The 19,883-nt window shown below is 68.7% G+C and carries 15 protein-coding genes; all 15 read right to left on the bottom strand.

The features are described 5' to 3' along the window. The coding region (locus AC07NS_RS21710) for a beta strand repeat-containing protein (RefSeq protein WP_494606638.1) at positions 1–2,528 on the bottom strand (2,528 nt) is incomplete at its 3' end. Positions 2,529–2,970: 442 nt separating this feature from the next. Continuing rightward, the gene (locus tag AC07NS_RS21705) at positions 2,971–4,425 is read right to left on the bottom strand and encodes an aldehyde dehydrogenase family protein (protein ID WP_494606636.1); all 1,455 of its coding nucleotides are present in this window, start codon (positions 4,423–4,425) and stop codon (positions 2,971–2,973) included. A gap of 3 nt (positions 4,426–4,428) precedes the next feature. Further along, on the bottom strand, positions 4,429–5,577 hold the full coding sequence (locus AC07NS_RS21700) for an MFS transporter (protein ID WP_494606634.1): 1,149 nt from the start codon (positions 5,575–5,577) through the stop codon (positions 4,429–4,431). 62 nt (positions 5,578–5,639) lie between these two features. Further along, positions 5,640–6,947, bottom strand: a complete 1,308-nt coding sequence (locus AC07NS_RS21695; protein ID WP_494606632.1) for a neutral/alkaline non-lysosomal ceramidase N-terminal domain-containing protein — start codon at positions 6,945–6,947, stop codon at positions 5,640–5,642. Beyond that, positions 6,944–8,290 (bottom strand): alpha/beta hydrolase family protein, encoded by a 1,347-nt coding sequence (locus AC07NS_RS21690; RefSeq protein ID WP_494606630.1) that lies wholly within the window; start codon positions 8,288–8,290, stop codon positions 6,944–6,946. The genes AC07NS_RS21695 and AC07NS_RS21690 overlap by 4 nt, the downstream gene beginning before the upstream one ends. Positions 8,291–8,407: 117 nt before the next feature. Next, the gene (locus AC07NS_RS21685) at positions 8,408–9,547 is read right to left on the bottom strand and encodes an aldose epimerase family protein (RefSeq protein WP_494606628.1); all 1,140 of its coding nucleotides are present in this window, start codon (positions 9,545–9,547) and stop codon (positions 8,408–8,410) included. A gap of 9 nt (positions 9,548–9,556) precedes the next feature. Further along, on the bottom strand, positions 9,557–10,291 hold the full coding sequence (locus tag AC07NS_RS21680) for a class I SAM-dependent methyltransferase (protein WP_494606626.1): 735 nt from the start codon (positions 10,289–10,291) through the stop codon (positions 9,557–9,559). A gap of 10 nt (positions 10,292–10,301) precedes the next feature. Next, positions 10,302–11,438: a lactonase family protein gene (locus AC07NS_RS21675; protein WP_494606624.1), complete on the bottom strand. Its 1,137-nt coding sequence runs from the start codon at positions 11,436–11,438 to the stop codon at positions 10,302–10,304. Positions 11,439–11,473: 35 nt separating this feature from the next. Next, positions 11,474–13,033: a tannase/feruloyl esterase family alpha/beta hydrolase gene (locus AC07NS_RS21670; RefSeq protein ID WP_494606622.1), complete on the bottom strand. Its 1,560-nt coding sequence runs from the start codon at positions 13,031–13,033 to the stop codon at positions 11,474–11,476. 10 nt (positions 13,034–13,043) lie between these two features. Beyond that, the gene (locus AC07NS_RS21665; protein WP_494606620.1) at positions 13,044–13,364 is read right to left on the bottom strand and encodes a 2Fe-2S iron-sulfur cluster-binding protein; all 321 of its coding nucleotides are present in this window, start codon (positions 13,362–13,364) and stop codon (positions 13,044–13,046) included. A 17-nt stretch (positions 13,365–13,381) separates the two neighbouring features. Continuing rightward, positions 13,382–14,599 carry an NAD(P)/FAD-dependent oxidoreductase gene (locus AC07NS_RS21660; RefSeq protein WP_494606618.1) on the bottom strand — a complete coding sequence of 406 codons (1,218 nt, stop codon included), beginning with the start codon at positions 14,597–14,599 and terminating at the stop codon, positions 13,382–13,384. An 85-nt stretch (positions 14,600–14,684) separates the two neighbouring features. After that, positions 14,685–15,653 carry an SMP-30/gluconolactonase/LRE family protein gene (locus AC07NS_RS21655; RefSeq protein ID WP_494606616.1) on the bottom strand — a complete coding sequence of 323 codons (969 nt, stop codon included), beginning with the start codon at positions 15,651–15,653 and terminating at the stop codon, positions 14,685–14,687. Position 15,654: 1 nt separating this feature from the next. After that, complete coding sequence (locus AC07NS_RS21650) at positions 15,655–16,194, bottom strand: GlcG/HbpS family heme-binding protein (protein ID WP_494606614.1); 540 nt, start codon at positions 16,192–16,194, stop codon at positions 15,655–15,657. A gap of 4 nt (positions 16,195–16,198) precedes the next feature. Continuing rightward, positions 16,199–17,395: a PepSY domain-containing protein gene (locus AC07NS_RS21645; RefSeq protein WP_494606612.1), complete on the bottom strand. Its 1,197-nt coding sequence runs from the start codon at positions 17,393–17,395 to the stop codon at positions 16,199–16,201. A gap of 99 nt (positions 17,396–17,494) precedes the next feature. After that, the gene (locus AC07NS_RS21640; RefSeq protein ID WP_494606610.1) at positions 17,495–19,789 is read right to left on the bottom strand and encodes a TonB-dependent receptor; all 2,295 of its coding nucleotides are present in this window, start codon (positions 19,787–19,789) and stop codon (positions 17,495–17,497) included. Between the last annotated feature and the right edge of the window lie 94 nt (positions 19,790–19,883).

Genomic DNA, 19,883 nt, shown 5'->3' with positions numbered 1-19,883 from the left:
TAAGGGTCGGTGACCGTCACGCCGTCCAGCGTCGTGTTGCCGGTGTTGGCCACCGTGATGACGTAGCTGATCTGCTCGCCAGCCGCGTCGGCCGTGCCTCCAGGCACAGTCGCATCCTTGACGATGTTGAGACTGGGCCGGCGATCGACCGGCACGCTGGCGTCATCAGTGTCGGGACCGGTCTGGTTGGAGTCGGCCGTGGCCGTGTTCTCCAGCTGGCCGTCGCCGCCGCCGTTGGAGTCGATCTCGGCCTGGGTGACCGTGTGCTTGGCCGTGTAGCCCCAGGTTTCGCCCACCTCCAGCAGGCCGTCATTGTCGCCTACCACGTCCGCGCCGCGAACCAGGGATCCAGCGTCGGCGTAAGGGTCGGTGACCGTCACGCCGTCCAGCGTCGTGTTGCCGGTGTTGGCCACCGTGATGACGTAGCTGATCTGCTCACCGGCGGCATCGGCCGTGCCTCCGGGCACCGTCGCATCCTTGGCAATGTTCAGGCTGGGCCGGCGATCGACGGGCACGCTGGCGTCATCGGTGTCGGGACCGGTCTGGTTGGAGTCGGCCGTGGCCGTGTTCTCCAGGGCGCCGTCGCCGCCGCCGTTGGAGTCAATCTCGGCCTGGATCACGGTGTGCTTGGCCGTGTAGCCCCAGGTTTCGCCCACCTCCAGCAGGCCGTCATTGTCGCCCACCACGTCGGCGCCGCGCACGATCGAGCCGGCGTCGGCATAGGGGTCGGTCACCGTCACGCCGTCCAGCGTGGTGTTGCCGGTGTTGGCGACGGTGATGACGTAGCTGATCTGCTCGCCAGCCGCGTCGGCCGTGCCTCCGGGGACGCTGGCGTCCTTGGTGATGTTCAGGCTGGGACGGCGATCGACAGGCACGCTGGCGTCGTCGGTGTCGGGTCCCGTCTGGTTGGAGTCGGCCGTGGCCGTGTTCTCCAGAGCGCCGTCGCCGCCGCCGTTGGAGTCGATCTCGGCCTGGGTGACGGTGTGCTTGGCCGTGTAGCCCCAGGTTTCACCGACCTCCAGCAGGCCGTCGTTGTCACCCACGATATCCGCGCCGCGCACGATCGAACCGGCGTCGGCATAGGGGTCGGTGACGGTCACGCCGTCGAGCATCACGTTGCCGGTGTTGGCGACCGTGATCGTGTAGCTGATCTGCTCGCCGGCCGCGTCGGCCGTGCCGCCGGGAACGCTGGCGTCCTTGGTGATGTTGAGCGCGGGATTGCGGGTCAGGGTGACGGTCTCGGGATCGGTGTCCGACGCCGTCAGGCCGCTAGCCGAGACGCCCGTGGCCGTGCCAGTGTTGGTGTAGCCGCCGGCCTCGATCTCGGCTTGGCTGAACACGTGCAGCAGGCTGCCGGTGGCCGAGGCTCCAGGCGCCAGGTCGTCGAGGAAGCCGTCGCCGTCCTGGTCGGTCAGGCCCGCGAGGGTCACGGGGATGTCGTCGGCCGTGTTTCCGGGCGTGCCATTGTCATCCGTCAGGGTGACGTTCAGCAGGTTGATCGTGCCGGTGTTTGTGACCGTGAAATTGAAGACCTGAGTGTCGCCGGCATCATCGCCGTTGGCGTCGCCGTCGGTGCGGGTTCCGGCCGTCTTGACCACATCGACGTGCGGCGGGATCGGCTGGTTGCCGATCTCGACATTGTAGGTGGTGGCCGCGCTCAGGGTGACGGTCTCGAAGGCGCCGGTGGTCTGTGTCCAGCCTTCCTTCAGCACCTCGTCGACCTGGACCGTGCCCAGCGATATCGGCAGGCCGCCGATTTGGAACGAGCCGTCGGCGCCGGTGACCGTCGAGCGTTCGCCCGCGTCGAGCACGCCGTTCTTGTTGTCGTCGATGAAGATCGTCCAGCCGGCCAGGCCGGCCTCGCCGGCGTCCTTGACCCCGTCGCCATCGGCGTCGAGGAACTTGACGCCGCTGATGATGGCGGCTTGCTCGGTGTTGAACTCCTCGAAGCCGTCGTCGGCGCCGTAGGCCGTGCCTGGCCGGCCGAACTCGGCATAGACCGTGATGTAGGCCGCGCTCATGTCAGCGCCGCCGAACAACGAGACCGGTACGTAGAACACGTAGTCGTCGTTGCCGCTGCCCGAGGAGTGGGCGTTCATCAGCAGCGTCTTGTCGCCGCCGGCGTCGAGATCGAAGATCTTGGTGAAGTCGGCGTCGAGTTCCTGCGTGCCGGCGACATAGTCCGCGCCCGTTGCGGGGGCGGACGAATAGTAAATCTTCATCGCGTTGAGCGCGGTCAGCGGATTGGCGTTGGTCTCGTTGAGGTCGAGCCGGAATTCCAGGTACTGCACGCCGTCGATCACCCGGATGGGGATCTGGTTGAAGGTCAGGCTGCTGGTCTTGGCGGCGTTGGTGTTCAGCACGCCGTTGGCGTCGGTGTTGAAGCCGTTCTCGTTGCCGTCGTTGTCGCCGATGGCGAGGAACGGGGCGTAGAGGCCGGTGCCCGATCCGATCGGGCTCCCATAGTTGACGATCACGCCGTTGACCGTGGTCGTACTGCCTGGTGTGGTGATGTCTATGTCTGCCATGACTGGCTCCCGAACGCTTCGCGCGGGGCGGGACAGGCTCGTCCGCGCGATCCAAAGGAAGGCCTCGATCACAACGTCGACGGGGGAGACGGCTTGCGGGTCCAGGGTCGGCGCAGGAAGCGTTCGCGCGGATACCTGAAGTTCACGACGGCTTTCCGGGACGCGCTCTTCCGCCTCCCTGGCCGCCGATTGAGACATTCACGAAACGCGGGACGCCTACGCGAAGCGAAACAGCGGCTAGCGATCCGCCTAGTTCAGCTCGGCGTCAATAGCTCGACCGTAGCAATGAAAAGGCGTCATGTAGAATGCATTAAGGCGAACGCCTCAGATCTCGCCGCAATTTCGCAGTCAGAAATCAATCATCGAAATGTATTAGGATTTCGCCAGGGTGGAGACGCAGTGTCGTCCCGGAGCATGGGATCTTGGACGGCGACGACGTCCATCACATTGTGCGCTGATTGAGAACGATGGCCGTCTCGTGGGACATCTCCCGCACGGTGTCGACGATGCTCTCGCAGCCGATGCCGCTTTGCTTGACCCCGCCGAACGGGACGTTGCCAGGACGGAAGGCGCCGGCGCCGTTGACGACCACGCCGCCGACTTCCAGCCGATGGGCCACGCCCAGCGCCTGGTGAATGTCGTCGGCGAAGACGCTGGCCTGCAGGCCGAAAGGCGAGCCGTTGACGGCCTGGATCGCCTCGCCGAGGTCGTCGAACGGCATGACCGGCGCGACCGGGCCGAAGATCTCGCCCGTCAGGCAGGGCATGCCCGCCTTCACATCGACCAGGACGGTCGGCGCATAGTAGCGCGCGCCGATGCGGCGGCCACCGGCCAGGACCCGCGCGCCCATCTCGACGCATTGCTGGACTTCCCAGTGGACGCGCTCGGCCGCCGCCTCGGTGATCAGCGGGCCAAGGTCGCAGTCCTCCGCCAATTGAGCCTGGGCGAGGTCCGCGCCGATCCGGATCTCGGCGGTCCTTGCCAGCAGGCGTTCGAGGAAGGCGTCGTGGACGGAACGCGCGACCAGCACTTGCTTGACGGCGCAGCAGATCTGCCCCGCCCCGTTGGTCAGCCGTCCGGCGACGACGGCCTGGGCGGCCGCGTCCAGATCGGCGCTTTCCAGCACGATCATCGCGTCGACGCCGCCCAGCTCGAAGGCGGTCCGCTTCAGCGACGCGGCCGCCTGTTGCGCGATGGTCCGCGCCGCGGTCAGGCCGCCGGTGAAGCTGACCATGGCCACCTCGGGATGGGTGATCAGGGCGTCGCCCAGCTCGCCGGGATAGCCGGTCAGCATTTGCATGGCCTCGCCCGGCAACCCCGCCTCCAGCAGAATCTCACCCAGGGTGAACACGGTCAGGGGACATTGCTCGGGCAGCTTGACCACCAACGCATTGCCCGCGGCCAAGGCGCCGGGGATCTTGTGGGCGAAGAGTTCGGCCGGATAGTTGAACGGCACGATGCCCGTCACCACGCCCAGCGGCTGGCGGATGGTATAGGCGATCATGTGTTCGAGCCCGGCGACGGCGTCCATCGGGATCTGCCGCCCGCCCTGGCGCTTGGCCTCCTCGGAGAAGCCGAGGAACAGGCGGGCCGTGGCGGTCATCTCGCCCCGGCACTGGCGGATCGTCTTGCCGTTCTCGCGCGCCAGCAGCCGGCTCAGCTCTTCATGCCGGGCCTCGATCGCCGCCGAGGCCCGGCCCAGGATGGCGCTGCGCTGATGGGCCGGCAGGGCGCGCATGACCGCCCGTCCCCGAACGGCGCTCTCGAGCGCGCGCGCGACATCGGCCGCGCCCGCGCGCGGAACCGTGTCGATCAGGTCGCCGCTGGCCGGATCGCGGATCTCGATGCGATCCCCGCCGGCGGCCGCGACCCATTGGCCGCCGATCAGCATGTCCATGGTTCAACCTTTCGCGGGTTCGAGGCGCCGCCGCAGGGCGACGAGGATCACGGCGATCGCCGCCGAGAAGACGGGCATGATCAGCAGGGCGCGGCCGACGCCGTCGGCGCGGTCGCCGGTCAAGAGACCGATCAGGGGCGAGCTGGCGACCAGGCCGGTGAAGCCGCAGGTGATGGCGAAGCCGATCGCCGCGCCGGCCCGCTGCGGGAAAAGCTGGCCGATGATCGCGACCGTGTTGGGAAACACCGGGGCCATGGCCAGGCCCGCCAGGAAGACCAGCCCGCCTGCGAGCGGACCGCCGGCGGTCCGCAGCGTGGCGTAGGTGGTCAGGGCCATCGCCACCGCGCAGGCCGCCGTGACCGTGAGCGGCGAAAGCCGCGCCAGCACCGTCGCCGCGCCCAGGCGGCCCAGCAGCATGCCGAGCGCGAAGCCCAGCGACAGGATGTTGAGCGCCTTCACCTGGTCCATGCCCGAGGCGACCAGGAACTTGGGCAGCCAGTTCCACATCGAGAACTCGCAGGCGGTGTACAGGAAGGTGATCGCCGACAGCGCGTAGAGCAGAGGCTCGCCGAACACGCGGCCGCCGTCGCCTGCGGCGATCTCGGACACCGAGGGTTTCGGGATCGGCGCCAGCGTGGTCACCGCCAGGGCGACCAGGGCGATGCCCATGCCGGCATAGGCCACCAGGCTGGCGTTCGACGAAAGCAGGTTGCCAGCCACCAGCGGGGTGGCCATGCCGCCCAACCCCACGAACAGGTTCAGGATGTTCAGCGCCGGCGCCTTGTTCTCGCCGGCGACCGCGTTGACCAGCGCATTGGCCCCGACGATGACCAGGCTGCCGCCCACGCCGAGCAGCGCCATGGCGGCGATGGCCAGGGGCAGGTTCACTGGATGCGACAGCAGCGCCAGGCCGACGACGCTGACTAGAAGCCCCACCAGGATACCGGGCTTGGCGCCACGGCGATCCATGAAGGCCCCGGCCCAGACCGAGGTCGCGGCCAGGCCCACGCCTTGGGCCAAGGCGAGATACGACTGCTGCAGGCTGTCGAGGCTCAGCGTCGCGGCGAGACCCGCCACGACGGTCCCGAGCATCGAGGCCAGCATGCCGTAGATGAAGATGACGATCGCCCCGACGGCGATGAGCTTGCGCATGGCCCCTCCTCGCGCCTCTCCAGGAGGCGCGCCATTTCGTGTTCGAACCTCGTCAACGTCGGCTAGCGCGACGCGGCAGCCGACAGTCTGGCGACGCCTTCGGCCAGGGCGGGGGCCGCGCAGCCCGGCTTGACCGGCGAGCCCATGACGCCGTGGCTGGCCTTGGCGTAGGCCGCATCGTTGAGGACGTAGCCGACCGAGCCGGCCGTCATGGTCACCACCGTGGTGCGCGGTGTCGGCGCGGCGGCCTTGATCGTCTTGCCGATATCGCTGGCGATGTCGGCCCCGACCCCGGCCAAGGCCAGGTCGTTGATCCGCACCACCGTCAGCGGGATTGCCACCGGTCCGGTGTCGGCCCTGGTCGGGGTCCCGCCCTGCGGATCGCGCTGATACCGCTGGCCCGGACAGCTGATCGCGCCGCTGGCCACGCCGATCCGCGCCTGAGCGACGCCCGGCCCCATGGCCTCGATCGTCGCCAGCGCCGCGACCGAAAGCCGGCGCGCCTGCAGGTCCAGAAGCCCCCAGCCCGCCGCGCCGATGTCGGTTCCGGGCAGTTCGGCGTCGGGTTGCAGCGACTTGAACAGCGGCAGCTGGTCGCCCTCGGCGGCGGCGGTGAACAGCACCACCGGCGCGGCCTTGGCCTGGTTCTCCAAGATACGAGACACCGCGCCCGGCAGGTCGCCGGTCACCTCGTAGCCGCCGTCCCTGGTCACGCTGCGGAACATCACCTCGGCGTGGTTGGCATAGTTGACCATCAGGGCCAGCGGCGCGCCGGAGGCGTCGGTGACCCGCAGCAGGTCCAGCGCCTTGTCCGACGATCCCTTGGGATCGTACCAGCCCTTGGCCTCGACCTCTTCGCCGTTGTTGGTATTGACGAAGGCCTCGCCGCGCCCGAACGCGATCCTGGCCGGCGCCAGACGCGAGACGGCGTCCTTCGTCGCCTGGATCGCGCCGTCGCGGACCCGGTCCAACTCGCGCTGTTCGGCCGGCGAGGCCTGGGGGCTGTGGAAGAAGGTCAGCGGCACCGAGTGGGTATGGGTCGCCGTCAGCAGCACGTGGTCAGGGGCCACGCCGGCCGCCTGGGCCACCGCCTTGGTCAGGGCCTCGGGCGTGGGCACGACCGTGGCCTCGACGCTGACGATCACCACCCGCTGGCCGCCGTCGTCCAGCGCCAGGGCGCGGGCGAAGACCTCGTCGTGCACGCCGACGATCGGCTTCTCGCGCGGCGCCTGGTAGGGAAAGACGTCGGGCGTCGGAGTGATCGAGACCTTGCCGGCCCCGGCCCGCAGCTCGCCGGCCAGGGCGCCGTCGGCGCAGGTCAGGGCGGCGCAGGCCAAAACGGCGCTGGTCAGAAGGACCTTGGCCTTCATTGGAAACGCCCCGGCTTGCCGAGCCAGCCGTCGATGTAGTCATAGGTCGTCTTCAGCGTGTCGCCGAACTGACCGGGGGTCTTCTCGCATTTCTTGCAGGGCAGGTAGATGTGGTTGGCGCCTTCGATGAAGGCGATCGACTTGTCGGCGCTCTTGGCGTGGTCGTAGATCGTCTCGGCGGCCAGGCCTTCCCAGTTGCCGGTCATGCCCAGGGCCAACAGCGGGACGCTGACGCTCTCGACGTTCCCGGGCGGGCTGGCGTAGGTCGAGGTCCACTCCACGCCCCGGATGGTGCTTTCGTCGTAGCCGAAGTCCTCGGTCGTTCGGATCGCGTAGCTGCCCAGGAAATTGCGCACCGTCGTCTTCAGCGCCCCGGCCATCATCGACGGCGACAGGTTCCGGGTGTTCTGCGGCACGCGCACCGAGCGGATGATCTCGGTGGTCGTCGAGCCGTCCGGATGGACCAGGGTCCAGGGCTTGCGCGAGTGCGACAGCAACCGGATGTCCTGCGAATAGAGCTTGTTGTTGCCGCCCATGAAGCTGGCGCCGGCCACGTAGAAGGGCTCGTCGTCGCTGAAGCGGCCCTTGCCCGCCTCGATCGCCGCCAGGCGATCCTGGGCCAGCTTGATCAGCGCGTTGCCGCGCGCGCCCTCGGCCTTCTGGAACTTGGCGATGAAGGCCTGGTCGTAGGTCGAGCCTTCGGGCTTGAAGCCGTTGGCCGGGTTGAACATGTCGAGCGCCGGATCCAGCTTCATGCCGTTGTCCTGCTCGATGACCGCCGGGTCCATGCTGAACAGGGTCATCTCGGCCTGACCCCAGTTGGCGTCGGCCATGACCACGCCGTCAGCGGCCGGCAGCCCCGCCAGGTTGTCCGGACACTTGTGGATCTTCTCGGGGCCCTGGCAGACCTTCACCCCGCCCTCGGCGATGGCCTGGTAGGCGGTCATGATCGTCGCGCCGCCGCTGTGGCCGAACAGCACAACCTTCTTCACGCCCGGATAGGCCTTCAGGTACGAGACGCCCAGCTTGGCCTCCAGCAGCACCTTGTCGATGATGCCGTCGTCGAAGGTCTCGGACTTGTCGGTGCTGTTGTTCGCGCACAGCACGCGATAGCCGCGCTTGGACAGCTCCGTGCAGGCCGAGAAGGTCGTGTAGTCCCCGCTGGCATGCATGACGAACACGCCGATCGCGCTCTTCGGACCGGGCGCGGCCGGTTCGTACAGCACGCCGGGCACGCCGTTGCCGAGCTTGATGTAGCTGGTCTTGATCTGCTGGGCCGCCGCCGGCGTCAGGCTGGTCGCCAGGATCGCCGCGATGGTCACGAGAGCGGGCTTGAGCTTCATGGTCTTGGTCGCGGGAAACTCTCCCGCCCTCCCCTGTTGTCGACGGCGTCTCACGGCGCCCTTGGCTGATAGGATGCTCGGCGGGAGGCGGCCCTCCATTCGCCGGTCGAAAAAGCGTCAGCGCGCGGCCAAGGCCGAGAACCGGTAGACGGACACGTGCCGGTAGGTCTGGCCGGGATCGAGCCGCACGCTCGGGAACGACGGCTGGTTGGGCGTGTCCGGATAGTGCTGCGGCTCCAGCGCCAGGCCGGCGGACTGGCGATAGACGTAGCCGCCCTTGCCGATGACCTTTCCGTCCAAGAAGTTGCCCGAATAGAACTGCACGCCCGGCTCGGTGGTCAGGATTTCCAGCGCCCGGCCGCTCTCCGGATCCTCGACGCGGATCGACGGCTTCGGCTCGGCAGTGGCGCCGCCGTCCAGAACGAAGTTGTGGTCGTAGCCCTTGCCCAGCATCAGCTGCGGCTCGCGTCCGTCGTGAAGGCGCTCGCCGATCGCATGCGGCGTCCGGAAGTCGAAGGGGCTTCCCGCCACCGATCGCAGCTCGCCCGTCGGGATCAGGCCCGCGTCGACGGGCGTGTAGCGCGCGGCGGCGATGGTCAGGCGATGACCCAGGATGTCGCGGCCGGAACTGGCCCCCGCCAGGTTGAAATAGGCATGGTTGCTGAGATTGACGATCGTGGACCTGTCGGTCGTGGCCCCGAACCGGACCGTCAGCTCGTTCTTCTCGTTCAGCGCATAGGTGACGCTAACCGTCAGCGTTCCCGGATAACCCTCCTCGCCGTCGGGACTGACATAGGTGAAGGTGGCGCTGGCCTCGGGACCGCTCTTAACCTCGGCCAAGGTCCACAGCACCTTGTCGAAGCCGCGCTTGCCGCCGTGCAGGGTGTTGCCGCCGTCATTCAGCGCCAGCTGGTAGGCCTTTCCGTCCAGCGTGAAGGCGCCCTTGGCGATCCGGTTGGCGTAGCGCCCGACCGTCGCGCCGAAGTAAGGGCCGTTGTTGGCGTAGCCGGCCATGTCGTCGAAGCCGAGAACGACGTCGGCCAGCCGTCCTTGCCGGTCGGGCGCGTCCAGCGCCTGCAGCGTCGCGCCCCAGGCGATCACCCGGGCCTTGATCCCCGCCGCATTGGTCAGGACGACGGCCGGAACGGGCTTGCCATTGATTTGGCCGAAGGTTTCCTGGCGGGCCTCGGCCGCCAGCGCCGTCCCGGCGGCGGACGTCAGCAGCGCGGCGAGCGCCGCCGCGTGGAGAGCTTTCATGATCGGTTCCTAGGACTTGCGGCCGATGATCAGGACGGTGTCGAGGCGACGCCAGACGACGGCGACGTCGGTGAAGCCCGCCGCGCGCAGGGCCGCCAACTGGTCGTCCAGGGTCGGGGTCTTGAAGTCGGGATGATGGACCGGCGGTCCCTCGGTGGTCGCGGCCAGCCCCTCGCCCACCGCGACCGCGCGCGCGCCCCTCAGCCGGCGATCCCAGGCCGGATCGCCGGACGCCACGTGATCCAGATTGACCACCCAGCCGCCGACCGGGAGCTTCTCGCCCGCCAGCCTGTAGAACGTCCGGATCCCCGCCAGGTCCTGGTGGATCGAGATCCACGAGGTTATCAGCACGTCGACATCCTTGGGTACGCAGCCCTGGCTGATGTCGCGGCCCGGACAGCCGATCACGTAGTCGACCCGGTCGCCGAAACGCGCGAAGCGGCGGGCGGCGTTGGCGTGGTTGTTCTCGACCGGCTCGGTCCACTGGCCGTGCGCGGCAGGGAACTGCTCCAGGAAGGCTTCCAGGAACTCACCGGTGAACGAGCCGACATCGACGATCTTGCGCGGTGCGGGCTGTTCCTGGGCGACGATGGCGGCGGCCAGGCGGCGTGCCGAGCTCAGCCGATCGCCGCCGGGCTCGGCGGGGTTCACCGCCTCATACGGAACCAGCTGGACCGGCGCCGCCGGCGGCGGCGTCGCCTGTCCCAGGACGGCGGCCAGGGCGAAGGAAGCCATCGGGCTCATGGTCGGACTCCTAGCGCGCGTCGTGGAAAGCGATGGCGACGGGCTTGGGCACGGTCAGCGTCTGGCTGGTCGGCGTGAGCTTCCCGCTGGCCCGGTCGATGCGGAACACCGCCAGCGCGCTGGACGCCTCGTTGGCCACGATCATCCAGCGTCCGCTGGGGTGGATGCCGAAGCTCCACGGCGTCTTGCCGCCGCAGGAAATCCGCTGGATCTCGACCAAGGCCCCGGCGGCGGCATCGACCCTGTAGACGATCAGGCTGTCGTCGCCGCGGTTGGACACATAGACGAAGCGGCTGTCGGCCGAGGGCTGGAGTTCGGCGACGCTGCGCGGACCCGTGCGTCCCGGGATGTCGGCCGAGAAAGCCTGCAGGGGGCTGAGCCGTCCGGCCTTGGCGTCCCATTCGAAGGTGCGGATCTCGGCCGTCAGTTCGGTGGCCAGGATCGCCATGCTCCCGTTCGGCAGGAACACCAGATGGCGCGGCCCCGAGCCCGCCGGCGTGGCCTCGAACGGCCGCTCGGCCGGCGTCAGAGCCTTGGTCGCCGGGTCGTAGCGATAGACATAGACCTTGTCCGCCCCGAGGTCGGGCGCCAGCACGAACCGGCGGGCGGGATCCACCGTGACGCCATGGGCGTGCGGCTTCTTCTGGCGTGGCGAGGGCCCGCTGCCGCTGTGGGTCTGGACCGAGCTGACCGGCAGCAGGGTTCCGTCGGGCGCCAGCGGGATCGCCGCCACGCCGCCCCCGCCGTAGTTGGCGGCGAACACCGCCCCCAGCTTGGCGTCCAGCGCCAGATGGGTGGTGCCGCCGCCGCCCGCGGTGACCGTACTGGTCGGGGTCAGACGCCCGGACTTCGGATCGATCGCCAGGCTGACGACCTTCCCGTCCTGGTCGCCGTCATTGCCCAGCTCGCTGACCGAATAGAGGATCGGACGCCTGGGATCGGCGACCAGCCAGGTGGCCCGGTCGATCACGGCGATCTGGCCCAAGCCGGTCAGCTTGCCCGTCCTGGGATCGAAGCGCGCGGCATGGACGCCGGCGTCCCCGTGCGTGCCGATATAGACGAGATCTCCCGCCGGCTTCGGCGCGGCCAACACCGGACCGGACAGCATGGCCAGCCCGATCGAGAACAAGAAATGCCGTCGCAGCATGGCGCCCTGCCTTTTCATGGAGTGTGGGAGGCGGCTCATCGGGCGGCCTCTGGGGCCGCGCAGGTGAAGTTCGCCGCGTCGTTGGTGTCGCCCGCGCCGCTGTATCGAGCGACTTGCGGCCAGGCGCAGAGCGGGCGGGATCGGACGACCTTGAAGCCCTCGACCTTCTTGGCTTCGATCCGGTCGGGCGCCAGGCCCTGGTCGACCCAGGCGTCGATCGTCCCCAGCTTGTTGAAGGTGTCGCAACCCTCGCCGCCCCGGCAGTGGTTCATGCCCGGGATCGTGAACAGGCGCACGGCGTCGCGGGTCTTGGCCGTCGTCGAGTCCCGGAGCACGGCCTTGTAGTAACCGATCAGCTCCTCGGGATTGTGGTAGTCGTTCCAGCCGACATAGAGCAGCAGCCGGCCGCCCCGATCGAAGAAGGGCTTCAGCTTGCTGTCGACATGCAGCAGCGGACCCAGGCGCGCTTCCGCCTTCGCCACGTCCTTGTCCCAGTCCATCGCCTTCGGGTCGAAGTCCGGGTCCTGGAAGGCCGTGTAGCGATAGAGGTCCAGCGCGTTCACGAACGGCTTGCCGCTGGCGAAGGTGAACATCTCCAGCTCCGAACCCTTTGCCGGACCTGGGAAGATCAGCTGGCCCGTGCGCGGGTTCTTCACGCCCGCGTACATCAGTTCAAGCAGCTCGACCTGCGGCGCGGTGAGGCAGTCGGGAGCGTCGGCGCCGGCGCACAGCAGTTGGCTGGGCTGGAAGCCGCATCGATCGGGCTCGTCGACCACGCCGTCCTGCTGGCCAAGCGGCGAGGCGCAAGCCTTGAGCACCGCCGCGTGGATCATCGGATACTTGTCCTGCGGGATCAGCCGCGCCGGGTTCTGGGCGACCAACCAGCCAGGATAGAGTTGCGCGGCGTTGAAGCGCACCAGCGGATTGGGCGGCGCCCCGACCACGACGCCGTCGTAGTCGGCCGGGTAGCGCTTGACCTCGATCAGCCCCTGCAGGCCGCCCAGCGAGCAGCCGATCCAGTAGGAATGCTTGGCCTTTGCGCCATAGAAGGCCTCGACAATCGCCTTGGCCTTGACCGTCATCTCGTGATTGGCGCGATAGGCGTAGTCGACCAGCTTGTCGGGCGCACCCAGGCTGAAACGGCCGCCCTCTCCGTCGACCTTGCTGTCGTGGCCGGTGTCGTTGCTGGCGGTCGCGTAGCCGTCCTGCACGCCGGCCATCATGGCCGACTCCATCAGGTCGCCGCCCCAGCCGAAGTTGCCGATACCCAGGAACTTTCCGTTCCAGTCGACCGGCATCCAGACCTCCATCCGGGTCGACGAACCCGCCGCCGGCTTCAGGGTCGCGGCGATCCGGCAGAAGGCAGGCTTGGCCTTGTGCTGGGTGCGGCCGGTGATGTCGCGGCCGTTGGGCGCATGCGGGTTCATCGGCGGCTGGTACTGCTCGGCCCCGACGGACTGGGCCAGCGTGATGGTCGCCTTGGGCAGGACAAGCTTGGCCAGTTGCTCGCAGGGCGTGGCCGCGCGAGCGGATGACGCCCCGAAGACCAGCCCGGCCAGCGCTCCCGCCAGCGTAAGAAGATGTCTCGCGCGCATCGCCTTCTCCTCAGGGCTGGGTTTCGGGGATACGCACGACCAGGCCGTCCAGCGCGTCGGTGACCTTGATCTGGCAGGACAGCCGGCTGCCCGGACCAGGCTCGGAAGCGAAGTCGAGCATGGCCTGCTCCATCGCCTCGGGACGGCCCGTCGCCGCGCGCCAGGCCTCGTCGACATGGACGTGGCAGGTGCCGCACGAAGCGCCGCCACCGCACTCGGCCTCGATCCCCGGCACGCCATTGCGAACGGCGGCCTCCATCACCGAAGCTCCCGCCTTGGCCTCGACCGTGCGTTCGCGTCCGTCGGCGGCGATAAACGTAATCCTGGGCACTGGCTTTCCTCGCGCCGCTAGGCGGCGACCTCCTTCAGGGAGACGGCCGGATCGGCGAGCTTGTCGCCATCCACCGCCTTGCGATTTCCGATGAGCTGGCGACCGACCATGAAGTCCGGCGGCGAGTTGATCGCCTCCACCGCCTGGACCTGGTCGCCCTTGAGATGGAAGACGGCGAAGCGGCCGCTGGCCGGGTCGCCGCGCACGATCGTCCGGTCGGCCTCGAACGGATAACCGGCGATCTGGAGCTTCAGGTCGTACTGGTCCGACCACTGCCAGGGCGTCTCGCCCGGCGGACGTGGCCGGCCGGTGATGGCGCAGGCCGCCTGCTTGGCCTGCTCCAGCGCGTTGGGCACGCTCTCCATCCGGAAGTCGACGCCATAGATCGGCATGGGCCGGACGGTCACGTCGCCGATGGCGAAGATGGCGGGATCGGAGGTCCGCGCGTCGAGGTCGACGACGATCCCGCGACGGCAGGCCAGCCCCGCCTCGGCCGCCAGTTCGTCATTGGGGCGCGCGCCGATCCCGACCACCACCAAGTCGCATTCGAGCCGGCGGCCATCGGCCAGGACAAGTCCGGAGAGACGGTCGGAGGTTGCACGCAGCCCCACCACCCCGCATCCCAGCTCGAACCGGACGCCATGGCGCTCGTGATAGGCCTGGAAGAAGTCCGACAGCGCCGGGCACGCCACCCGCGCCAGCAGCCGGGGCTCGCGCTCCAGCACCATGACGTGGACGCCCAGCGACCGCGCCGACGCGGCGACCTCCAGGCCGATATAGCCGCCGCCGATCACGGCCAGCCGGCGGCCGGGTCGGAGCGCGGCCTTCAGCCGGTCCGCGTCGGCGGCGTTCCGCAGCGCCAGGACGCCTTCGAGATCGGCGTTGGGAACCGGCAGCGGAATGGCCCGCGCGCCGGTGGCGATGACCAGGATGTCGTAGGCCAGGACCGAGCCGTCGTCGAAACCCACGACGCGCGCCGTGCGATCGATACGGGTCGCCCGGAGATCAGGCCTGAAATCGACGCCGTGCTCGGCATAGAATTCGAGAGGCTTGAGGGCCAAGCTGTCGGCGTCGACCTCGCCCTTCAGCCAGGCCTTGGACAGCGGCGGGCGCTGGTACGGCGCCAGCGGCTCTTCTCCGGCCAGGGTGATCGGCCCCTGATGGCCGTACTGGCGCAGAAACGCCGCGACCGAGCCGCCGGCATGTCCCGCGCCCAGGATCAGCACATGGGTCATCGAACCGCGCGCCCCCGAAAAAAGGAGATCGGCGCCGCCGGAGCGCGGCGCCGATCCCAGGAGGGAGCTTGTGCGAGACCGGCGATCACGGCTTGACCGCCAGAAGGGCGAGCGGAATGCGCGCCAGGCTGAAGGGCCGCGCGGCGCTGTCGGCGTCGTGCTTGTCGAACTGGGCGTTGACCAGGACCAGATCGTCGCCGACCACGGTGGCGGTCGCCGGATAGGCCAGGTCCGGGCTGGAGAAGCGCGAGACGACGGATCCCCGCGCCAGTCCCTCGTCTAGGGCCACGGTGACCACCTCGCCGGCCCACTGGCGCACGACCAGCAGAGTGCGGCCGATCAGAACCAGGCCGTCCGAACCCGTCAGGTCCGCGCCGCCCACCTCGATCGGCGTCACCGCCTTGGTCTTCAGGTCGATGCGGAACAGCGCGCCCTTGTTCATCTGGACGACGATCAGCGTCTGGCCGGCGGCGTCGACCGCGATGCCGTTGAGGTTCGGCCCGTCGGCGAAGGCGATCGGCGACCCCTTCAGGTCCAGCCACGGCTCCAGATCGCCCTGGCCAGTCACGCGCCACAGCATCGGCGTGAAGGTGTCGGTGACATAGGCCGCGCCATCGACGATCACGAGGTCGTTGAGCAGGCTGACGGGCGTGGTCGGAACCTTGAGCTGCCGGACGAGATGGCCGTCGCTGGGGTCGATCACCGTGACCTGGCCGGTGAAGCCGCCGGCGATCCAGAGGTAGCCGGACGGATCCAGCTTCATGCCCAACATCGCCGGAAAGCGCGCGCCGGGCTGGGCGATCCGCCCAGCGGGCGTGACCAGGCGCTCCGCGCCCGAGGCCGCATCGATGCGGTAGAGCGCGCCATCGACGGCGCTGCCGGCATAGAGCGCTCCGGAAGCGCGGTCATAGGCGACGCCTTCGGGGTAGGCGACGGCCGCCGGCAGGTCGATCTTGGCAAGGCGGCCCTGGGGAAGCGGCTCGGCGGCCGCGCCGACGGCCAAGGCCGCCAGGCTGAAGCCCGCCAGGGCCAAGCGGATGAAGGTCTTGGGCACGTCAGTTCAACCTGTCCTTGATGCGCGCCGCGCCGGCGGCGGCGCAGGCCTCGTCTTGCTGGGCGGTCCCGCCGCTGACGCCGATGGCGCCGATCACGCGGTCGCCGGCCGTCAGCGGCGCGGCGCCGGGACGGACGGCCATGCCCGGCTGAAACCGGGCGTCCGTCGGGTCTACCCGCAGCTGGGCCTGGACCGCCGAGGTCGGCGCGCGAAAGGCGATCGCCGCGAGATCCTTGCGAACCGCCGCGTAGACGGCGCCCTGCCCGGCGCCGTCGGTCGTCAGGGCCACGCGCAGCTGGCCGGCCGCGTCGGTCACGGCGACCCCGACCCGCAGGTCCTGAGCCTTGCAGGCGTCGAGCGCGGCCTGGGCCGCTTCCAGCGCCAGGGCCATCGGCGGCGCGGGCGTGGCGTCGGCTGGCGGCGGCGGGCGGCCGCTGGGCGGGCGCAACATCACCTCCAGCGACGGCGGCGGCGCGTCGCCCGGCAGCCGCGTCGGATCGGCGGCGGCCTGAAGCGCCATGGCGAAGACGGGTCCCAGCATCGGCCTAGACCCAGAACAGGGCCTTGCGACCCAGCTTGGCGCGCTTGCGCCAGAGGTCGACGTACATCCACAGGCCCGAGATCGACAGGAAGACCAACGACAGACCCGCCAGCAGGTTCATCACGCGGGTCGGCAAGCCGAACATGTGGCCCGAGTGGAAGTGCTTGACGTCCTCGTGCACCTGGATGCCCAGCGGAAAGCCGCTGGCGGGATGGCCGGCCTCGGTCAGGGACATTTCCCTGCCGGTCTCGGTGTTGAAGACGAGCTGACGGGTCTGGGCGCCGCCGGTGATCACGACGCCCTGCTTCATCGCGGCGTAGTTCCGCACACGCAGCACCTTGATCGGGGTGTTCGGTTCGACGGCGTGGAAAGCCGCCAGGGTCGCGGTCGCGATCTTCGCCGCCTCTGCGTCGCTGACCGGCGCGGACAGGTCGCGTTGGATGCGCGGCTGAAAGGTGTGCCAGACGCTCTCGAAGCCCAGCCAGGTGCCGCTGCCGGCGATGGCGATCAGGAAGATGGCGGCGGCCACGGAGACGATCCGATGCAGGCTGCGCCATGTGTCGCCGGCCATCCAGAACGGGTTGGTCCGCCCCAGCTTGGCCCGCGCGATCAGCATGCGGAAATAGAGGGTCAGGCCGGTGATGATCAGCACCCACAGCACGATGCCGCTGAGCAGCTCGAACCAGACGCCTGGCACGTCCTTGCGCGTCCAGAACCGGTGCCACTCCTTCAAGGTCTGGCGCAGGGAGGGCGGCGGCATGTTGAACTTGAATTCCAGCGGCGTGATCGCGGCGCCGGTGGCCAGGTCGAAGGCCTTGGCCTGCTTGTTCCCCAGATCCGCCTGGCCGACCAGCTTGCCGTCGATCATCCGCAGCTCGACGAAGCGCGGCGCGACGCCGGGCGCGGCCTGGTGGGTCGAGGCCAGGGCGGTCGCCACGGCCCGTCCGTAGTCCAGGTCACCCGGCAGGGACGCGGCCGACAGGTCGTGCGGCCCCAGCACCACGAAGCCGGGATTGCCGTTCTCGCCCTCGTGGATCGAGATGACCGTCGCGTCGGTCTCCGGCGCGTGGCTCAGGATCGCGCGCAGGTCCAGCAACTGCATCACCGTCCCGGTGACGCCGAGATAGAGCATGAGCAGCGCGGCAAGCACCGCGAGGACACGGTGGACGGTCTTCATCTGGAACGGGGACTTGGAAGACATGTGGGTTCGCTGTGCTTGGGCGTGGTCGCCCGAAATCTTGGGAAGGATGGGCCGCTCCCTCGGGAGCGGCCCTGGATCGAGGCTTTTCAGCTTATCCGGTCAGTACTTGACCCCCAGGCGGACGCCGAAGGTCCGGGGCTCGGAGACACGGACCACGGTCCGGTCCAGCGTGCCGACACCGGCCGGGTTGATCCCTTGCGGCGGGCCGCGCAGCTGCAGGTCGTCCTCGAGATTGCGCACGAAGCCGCCCAGCGAGAACTTCCCGTCCTCCGACGCGTAGGTCAGGTTCAGGTCGGTCTTGGTGAAGGCCTTCTGCTTGTACTGCTGCGGCATCACCGTATAGACGCCCGAGAACGGGTTGCCGTCGCCGGCCAGGTCGCTGACGAAGTAGCCGCTGTTGTACTTGCTGGAGACGCGGCCGGTGATGGTCCCGCCGTTCGCCAGCGTCCAGCGGTGCTCGTAGGCGCCGTTGAGCGTGACCTTGGGCAGGTTGTCCAGGCGCTTGCCCGACCAGTCGATCTGGTTGACGAACAGGAAGCCCACCCTGGCGTGGTCGGCGCCGCCCTTGAAGCTGCCTTCCGACAGGGTCAGGCCCAGGTTCAGGCGGTCGTCCGGCGTGATCTTCCAGTCGAGGTCGCTTTCCAGGCCGTACAGCTTGGCCGGCGCCAGGGTCGTGTAGATGACGACACCCGGCGAGCCGCCCGTGACGCTGGGCGTCATGAAGGTGGCCCCGGTCAGCTGGTACTTGGCGTAGTCGTAATAATAGGCGGCGGCGTTGAACTGCAGGTTCGGCAGCAGGCGGCCCTTGTAGCCCACCTCGTAGGCGGTCAGGCTTTCGGGACCGTAGGAGCCGGCGCCGTGCGTGGTGCTGGTCGGATCCACGTCGTTGAAGCTGCCGGCCTTGTAGCCGGTGGCCACCGAGCCATAGACCATCTGATCGTCGTTGATCTGATAGTCCGCGCCCAGGCGCCAGGTGACCTTGCTGGCCGCCTGGGTCCCGGTGTCGTCCTGGAAGCCGACGCAGGCCGCGCCGGGCGCGCAGGGCCTGCCCGAGGCGTCCAGCCAGCCGCCCGCCGGGGCCGGGCCGCCGGCGATGTAGCCCTTGCGGAACATCGCGTCGTCGGAATAGCGCAGACCGGCCGTCAACTTCAGGGCGTCGTTGACATGGAAGTTGGCCTGGCCGAACGCGCCCTTGCTCTTGTGCTGGGTCTTGCCGACGATGTGCGGGTTGGGGCTGTTGCAGGACGCGGCCAGCGACGGGGCGCACGAGGCCAGCGTCAGCCAGTTCATGTCCTTTTCGTCGATGGTTTCCTTCCAGTAGTTGGCGCCGATCACCCACTCCAGGCGCTGGGGCTCGGCGTTCGACAGGCGCACTTCGTGCGAGGTCGTCTTGATGTCCCCGCGATAGTCCTGCCAGGTGTAGTTGGCGTCGCCCGGCGCGCCGGCCGGATCGCCGGTCGAGGGATCGAAGTTGTCGTGTCCCTTGAACGACACGCGCGCGCCGTCGTAGGTGAGGTGCACGCCGCCGAAGGTCTGGTTCAGCTCGGCGTTGAAGTTGCTGAAGTTGTCGTCCACCTCGCCCGCCATCGGGTTGTAGTAGACGTCGCGCGCGGCCGAGCCGTCCTTGTTCAACACACGATAATAGAGCGCGTTGGTCGTGCCGGTGACGCCGCCGACGTGGCCGAACGTGCCGGTGAAGATCAGGCTGCCGTCGTCGCTATAGGCCCAGCGCGCGGTGAGGCGGCCGGTCATGTTGTCCTCGTCGCCCGGGCGCTTGGCGCCGCTGGGCGGCGGGTTGCCGAGGACGGGATTGAGATAGCCGTCGCGCTTGTTGAAGGTCCCGGCCGCGCGGATGGCGAAATTGTCCGTGAGCGGGATGTTGACCATCACCTCGCCGCGGCGGGTGTTGAAGTTGCCGAACTCGACGGCGGCCGAGGCGCCGAACTCGTTCTTCGGCTTGGCGGTGATGACGTTGATCGCGCCGCCGGTGCTGCTTTTGCCGTAGAGGGTGCCCTGCGGACCGCGCAGCACTTCCACGCGCTCGAGGTCGAAGAAGGCCAGGCCCATCATTTGCGGACGGCCGATCGGAATGTTGTCGATGTTGAAGACGACGCCCTGCTCGCCCTTGCTGGTCACGTCGGTCGAGGCCACGCCGCGGATCGAGATGTTGACCCCGTGCGAGGCGCTACCGACGTTCAGCGACGGCGCGGCGTTCTGCAGGCCGGTGACATCGACCACGCCCTGCTTCTGCAGGGTCTCGCCCGAGAAGACGCTGAGCGCGATCGGCGCCTTGCTGGCTATTTCCGAGGTCTTCTGGGCGGTCACGACCACCTCTTCCAACTGCGTGCCGGAAGCGTTGTCCTGAGCGGCCGCCGAGGTCACGCCAGCTGACATACAGGCGAGCGCCATCACGCTGGCGCTTGCCAGCCAATGAACTGGAGTTTTCAAGATATCCTCCCCAAGGATTATCAGGCCGATCTCTGAACCA

It is taken from the genome of Caulobacter sp. GW821-FHT10A10 (assembly GCF_059415745.1).
This window is presented reverse-complemented; position numbering and strand designations above follow the sequence as displayed.

What these genes read in the sequence shown, in the direction of transcription:
- AC07NS_RS21705 (WP_494606636.1), bottom strand. Translation starts at nt 4,425, where the DNA reads ATGGACATGCTGATCGGCGGCCAATGGGTCGCGGCCGCCGGCGGGGAT.
- AC07NS_RS21700 (WP_494606634.1), bottom strand. Translation starts at nt 5,577, where the DNA reads ATGCGCAAGCTCATCGCCGTCGGGGCGATCGTCATCTTCATCTACGGC.
- AC07NS_RS21695 (WP_494606632.1), bottom strand. Translation starts at nt 6,947, where the DNA reads ATGAAGGCCAAGGTCCTTCTGACCAGCGCCGTTTTGGCCTGCGCCGCC.
- AC07NS_RS21690 (WP_494606630.1), bottom strand. Translation starts at nt 8,290, where the DNA reads ATGAAGCTCAAGCCCGCTCTCGTGACCATCGCGGCGATCCTGGCGACC.
- AC07NS_RS21685 (WP_494606628.1), bottom strand. Translation starts at nt 9,547, where the DNA reads ATGAAAGCTCTCCACGCGGCGGCGCTCGCCGCGCTGCTGACGTCCGCC.
- AC07NS_RS21680 (WP_494606626.1), bottom strand. Translation starts at nt 10,291, where the DNA reads ATGAGCCCGATGGCTTCCTTCGCCCTGGCCGCCGTCCTGGGACAGGCG.
- AC07NS_RS21675 (WP_494606624.1), bottom strand. Translation starts at nt 11,438, where the DNA reads ATGCTGCGACGGCATTTCTTGTTCTCGATCGGGCTGGCCATGCTGTCC.
- AC07NS_RS21670 (WP_494606622.1), bottom strand. Translation starts at nt 13,033, where the DNA reads ATGCGCGCGAGACATCTTCTTACGCTGGCGGGAGCGCTGGCCGGGCTG.
- AC07NS_RS21660 (WP_494606618.1), bottom strand. Translation starts at nt 14,599, where the DNA reads ATGACCCATGTGCTGATCCTGGGCGCGGGACATGCCGGCGGCTCGGTC.
- AC07NS_RS21650 (WP_494606614.1), bottom strand. Translation starts at nt 16,194, where the DNA reads ATGCTGGGACCCGTCTTCGCCATGGCGCTTCAGGCCGCCGCCGATCCG.
- AC07NS_RS21645 (WP_494606612.1), bottom strand. Translation starts at nt 17,395, where the DNA reads ATGTCTTCCAAGTCCCCGTTCCAGATGAAGACCGTCCACCGTGTCCTC.
- AC07NS_RS21640 (WP_494606610.1), bottom strand. Translation starts at nt 19,789, where the DNA reads ATGTCAGCTGGCGTGACCTCGGCGGCCGCTCAGGACAACGCTTCCGGC.